General features: G+C 69.5%; 5 protein-coding genes and 1 pseudogene. 1 reads left to right on the top strand and 5 read right to left on the bottom strand.

All coding sequences use genetic code 11. The features are described 5' to 3' along the window. Positions 1-230: 230 nt before the first annotated feature. Entirely contained in the window at positions 231-1508 is a 1278-nt protein-coding gene (locus ACIRR8_RS12415) for a cation:proton antiporter (protein ID WP_404062631.1), read from the bottom strand. A gap of 327 nt (positions 1509-1835) precedes the next feature. Here ACIRR8_RS12415 and ACIRR8_RS12410 point away from each other — a divergent pair, with 327 nt between their 5' ends. After that, entirely contained in the window at positions 1836-2069 is a 234-nt protein-coding gene (locus ACIRR8_RS12410; RefSeq protein WP_404062628.1) for a hypothetical protein, read from the top strand. Positions 2070-2618: 549 nt separating this feature from the next. Here the strand turns inward: ACIRR8_RS12410 and ACIRR8_RS12405 are convergent. From ACIRR8_RS12405 to ACIRR8_RS12390, 4 genes and pseudogenes are all read right to left on the bottom strand, one after another. After that, positions 2619-3173 (bottom strand): annotated as a pseudogene (locus tag ACIRR8_RS12405) (alpha/beta fold hydrolase); the annotation flags it as partial. Between the two features lie 183 nt (positions 3174-3356). Further along, the gene (locus ACIRR8_RS12400; protein WP_404062626.1) at positions 3357-3683 is read right to left on the bottom strand and encodes a hypothetical protein; all 327 of its coding nucleotides are present in this window, start codon (positions 3681-3683) and stop codon (positions 3357-3359) included. Next, positions 3680-4180 carry a hypothetical protein gene (locus ACIRR8_RS12395; RefSeq protein ID WP_404062624.1) on the bottom strand — a complete coding sequence of 167 codons (501 nt, stop codon included), beginning with the start codon at positions 4178-4180 and terminating at the stop codon, positions 3680-3682. Before ACIRR8_RS12395 ends, ACIRR8_RS12400 begins: the two co-directional genes overlap by 4 nt. Before the next feature lie 428 nt (positions 4181-4608). Further along, on the bottom strand, positions 4609-4733 hold a 125-nt coding region (locus tag ACIRR8_RS12390), incomplete at its 5' end, for an integrase core domain-containing protein (protein ID WP_404064269.1).

Here is a 4733-nt window from a genome sequence, read left to right as displayed (position 1 = left end):
AAAGACGCCCCCCCGGGCCCGCCGCCCGGGGGGGGCTCCCCCGCGGCGGCCGGCGGGGGGGGGGGGGGGGGGGCGGGGGCGGCCGGCCCCCCCCCGCCCCCCCCCCGGCCCCCCCCCCCCCCCCCCCACGACGTAGGCCATGGAAGCCTGGCCACGGGTGGTCGGACAGACTCGTCAGCCGCCGGTCACGACGCCCAACGGCTCCACGACCTCCTGCGCCGAGGGGCACCTCACTCCCCAGCCGCTTTCCCGGCCGGGGCCTTGGCCGCGCGACGGTCGAGGTACGCGGTCACCGGGGTCGCCGCCACCCCGTGGACGACCACGGAGATCAGGACGGCGAAGACCACCACCGCCCACATCTCCCGCTCGTACCGCCCGAAACCGCCCTCACCCACGGCGTAGGCGAGATAGAAGAACGAGCCGATGCCCCGGATCCCGAAGAAGGCGGTCGCCGCCCGCTCGGTCGGCAGCCCCGGGCCCCGCAGCTGGGCGAGCCAGCCGGTGGCCGGGCGGATGAGGACGTGCAGGAGTACGCCGATCGCCGCGCCCCGCCAGGTGAGTGCGGTCAGGCCGCCCGAGGCCACGAACGCGCCCACGGCGAAGAGCAGCAGGGCCATCAGCAGACGTTCGACCTGCTCGACGAAACCGTGCATCACCTTGTTGTAGCCGTGATCACGCTCGGACCTGCGCAGGGCGCAGGCGGTGACGAAGACCGCGAGGAAGCCGTACCCGTGCAGGGCCTCGGTGACGCCGTACGACAGAAACATCGCGGCCAGCGCCACGAACCCCTCGCCGTGTTCGGCGAGCCGCAGCGACTTCGCCCGGGCCCGGAAGAGCACCCGGCCCAGGAGGAGCCCGATGGCGATGCCCGCCGCCACACCCACCCCGATCCGCACGAGCACGTCGCTCCACGCCCAGTGCGTCAGCCAGCCGCCGGTCCAGCTCTCCCCGGCCGCCGCGAGAGCGACCGCCGCCAGGACGAAAGGGAAGGCCAGCCCGTCGTTGAGCCCGGCCTCGCTGGTCAGCGCGAAGCGGACCTCGTCCTCGTCGTGCTCGTCGTCGGACGGCTCTCCCACCCGCACCTCGGAGGCGAGCACGGGGTCTGTCGGCGCGAGGGCCGCGGCCACCAGGAGCGCGGCGGAGGCCGGCCAGCCGAGCAGCCACCTGGCGGCGAGCGCCGTCGCCCCGATCGTCAGCGGCATCGCCACCCCGAGCAGCCGCCAGGTGGCGGCCCAGGACCGCCACCCGAAGGGGCGGTTGATGGCCAGGCCTGCCCCCATCAGCGAGGTGATCACGCAGAGCTCGGTGAGGTGCTGCGTCCAGGAACGGTCGGCGACCGGGTCGATCTCGGGCAGCGGCAGCGGTGTGAGGTAGAGGAGCACGCCGGCGGCAAGGAACACCATCGGTACGGAAACCGGCAGACGGGAGAGCAGTCGTGGCAGCGCGGCGGCGAGGAAGGCTCCTATGCCGAGGCACCCGTACACCGCGCCCACGGTGGTGATCGACACGTGTGGCCTCAACTTCTTTTTTCGTCCGGGCGGTTGACCGTTGCGGTCCGGGAGCGGGCCGCTAGGCCCCGGGAGTCTCTCGGGCAGGGCAGCGGGATACAGGGTCGCCGCCTTCAAGGCGGTTATCGGAGTCCAGCGCCAGATCGTCATCGGGGCCGTAACCTGGGTGCCCGCGAGCGTGAGTTCGAAACTGCCCGCATTCGGTAAGCCATAAGAAGGATGGGATCGGCGCTACGGGCAGTCCCCCGGCGGGAAGCTCCCGGAGGTAGCGAAGCGACCGATGTCCGCGATCTTTGTGGTGAAGCCTCTCCTGGACCGGCCCAGCCCGTGGTCGTCGGGCTGGGTGCCGATCCCGCACCGCGGCTCCTTCTGGTACTGGCCGTTGAGGCCGGCGCCAACGGCATATTGATGGACACGACAGATCGTGGGCCGCGGCATCGGGTGGTGGCCGCCGCGCACCGCAAGCACGCAGGGCTCCGGCTCGTACGCACCGGCCTGGTGTTGGAATCCTTCATCCCGAGTGTGCCGGAGCAGCTGATCACCACCGGCAGTGCCCGCTAAGCCTGGCGCCGTATCCTCTCCTCACCGCGTACGGCGAAGAACCCCCGGGCCCGGCTCCGGCAGGGATGCGGTACCGCCGTCCGCAGCCCGGTGGCGGATGGCCCCCAGCTGGGAATGGCACCGCGCCGGGGTCGACCGGTCCAGAGCTGCCGCGATCCTCCGCGTCCACTCCTACGCCCCATGCCTTGAGGAAGCCGCGTTGATGGCCCTGCCTAAGACCCGCGCGCCTCCGCCCACCAGACCGAACCTCGCGTGCTCCGATGGACACGGCAGGTCCACCCCGGGGACCGGCCCGAGCACCCGGGCTGCAGAACGGACCCCGTATCGGGCGGGCAGGCAGGATTTCGGTAAGCGGGCTGCCGATCGAACCCTGCGCGAGGGGTTGTCGAGCATGATCAGCCCGTTCACGCGGTCGAACGCGTAGTTCGACCGCGCCGGCGAGCAGGAGATATCACAGGCGGACAGTCACATGAAGAGATAAAAGGGATCGGCGCATCAGGGCTGCGATGAGGGCAGTCCTCGAAGATTGACCACCTCTCGATACGCGTCTCAGGGGCTGGAATGTCGTTTCCTTCCGGCCAGGAAAGGAATCAGCAGCTCCAGGAGGGCGTGTGGACGATGCAGGGGGATGAGGTGGCCGCAGTCCTCGATGAGGTGTCCGGTCAGGTCGTCGGTTACAGGGCGGAGCTGGCGTTCCAGGACGGCGCCCACGGGCTGGGCGCCCACTGCCGGGGTCGGCACTGTCAGTCGGGCCGCGCTGACGGCCTGTGCCGTCTGCACCGCACTGTGAGGCAGAGCTCGGTAGTAGGCGAACGCGCGGCTCAACGCGCCGCGCTTCGCGTACGAGCGGATGAACGCGTCCCGGATTGCCGAGGGCACCCCGTCGCCGAGCGTCCCGGCGCGCAGGAACCAGTCGATGTAGGCGGCCTCGTTGCCTCTCAGCACGGTTTCGGCGAGGCGGGGTTCGGCCGCATGGAAACCGAACCACCGCGGTGGTCCGGCGGCCAGGAAGTCCTCGGCACCGGGCAGCCCGCCCAGTACGGCTTCCATGACCACGAGGCGCCGGACGGTCTTGGGACGACGGAGGGCGGGACTGACCGCCGGGGCGTTACGCAAGGCCGTGTACGAGCACCCGAAGGTGGTGGCGATCTTCGACCCGCCGGGCGGCGGGCAGGAGCAGGAGGAGGCTGCACCCCCGGCCCCCGGGAGTACTGAGTTCGGGGGCTGACACGGAGGAGGGGCTCCACGATCCGGTCGTGGAGCCCCTCGCCCTGCGTGGCAGTCCGGCTACGCCGGTGGGCGTCGGCCGGCGGTATCCAGGTCTTCCATCACGCTCGTGTGTACGAGGGCGGCGCCGAAGTCCGCCGGGTCGATGGGGCCGTCCTGCCGCTGAATGATCAGGTGGCGGCGCCGGTAGACGTCCGATCCCCAGCGCTGAACGACCTCCCCGCTCAGGGAGATGTCGACGGTGGCGAAGACGCCTTGTTCGTCCTCCTCGAAGCCGAACTTGCGCAGCTGCCCGTAGTTCCCTTCGGCCAGGACGCTTTCGATTCCGTCCGTCGCGGCGGCGCCGAACTTGCGGAGGTGGTCGGCGTACTGGTCCCGGAGGTTCACTCTGAAGTCTTCTCCCGAGCGGCGAGGCAGCCGCAGTCGTTGAGGTAGTAGGCGGTGATGATCCCACGGGCTCGGCCGTCCGGGGTGCCCGTCGTGCTGTGGGTGTACACCACCTTCATGTTCCCCCACTGCGAGTTCACACCGCTGATCTTGTTGGAGTTGCAGGTGTAAGTGCCGTTCTTCTCGGTGCACTTGATCGACGAGCTGTTCAGGGTCTCGTCGATGTCGTCCTTGAACTCGCTCCAGGACTGGTTGATCCGGTGCCCGCGGTCATCGATGTGGTACTTCCCGAAGCCCGTCGTGTGGCCGGAGGAGTTGTCGTGCCGGCCGAGGCGCAGCGGGATGTCGTGCCCCTTAGGCGAGAAGTGTGTGGAGTAGACCGTCCAGTTCTCGCCCGCGGCCTGAGCGGGAGCCGCCCCGAAGGACAGAAGGGCGACGGTGCTGCCGAGGCTGGCGCCGGCCGCGATGACAGCGGTGCGCGTTCGTGACAGATGCATGGTTTTCCCCCGGGTCGACATCCGTGTATCGGATGTGCGTTCGATAACCCTAGGGGACATCGCTACGCCTTGCTCACCTTTATGGCAACCAGGCTCAAAGCGATCAATAAGCGTCTGAAAAGGCGAGGTTGCGACGCTCTGCAGGTGCTGCATCAGCAGTGCGTTCCCGTACGGCCCACTGGAGGAACACCCGTCATAGCCCAGGTCCCGGTTGATTGCCGCGAGCAGCACCGATTCCCAATCCGGCAGCCGCGAGCGAGGCGATCCGACCAGGCCACGTCGGCGAGGAGGAGCGGGAAGAGAACCGCGGGTGCGGAGGTCGTGAGACGGAAGCCAAACGGCCCCCAGGGCCGTACGGCTGCTGGAAGGATCGGCTCATGCTCATCACACCCCGGCCGGGGACTGATCCTCGCAACATCCTCCAGGCCCTAGGTGTGTTGTCCGGACAGGTTGGTGCTGCGGCTGGCGGGGGTTTGGCCTGCGATGCCGGTGTGGGGTCGGTGGTAGTTGTACCAGTGCAGCCAGTCGGTGAACGCTTCCATGCGCTCGTGGT

This window comes from Streptomyces sp. NPDC101178 (assembly GCF_044767965.1).
Classification (GTDB): Bacteria; Actinomycetota; Actinomycetes; order Streptomycetales; family Streptomycetaceae; genus Streptomyces.
This window is presented reverse-complemented; position numbering and strand designations above follow the sequence as displayed.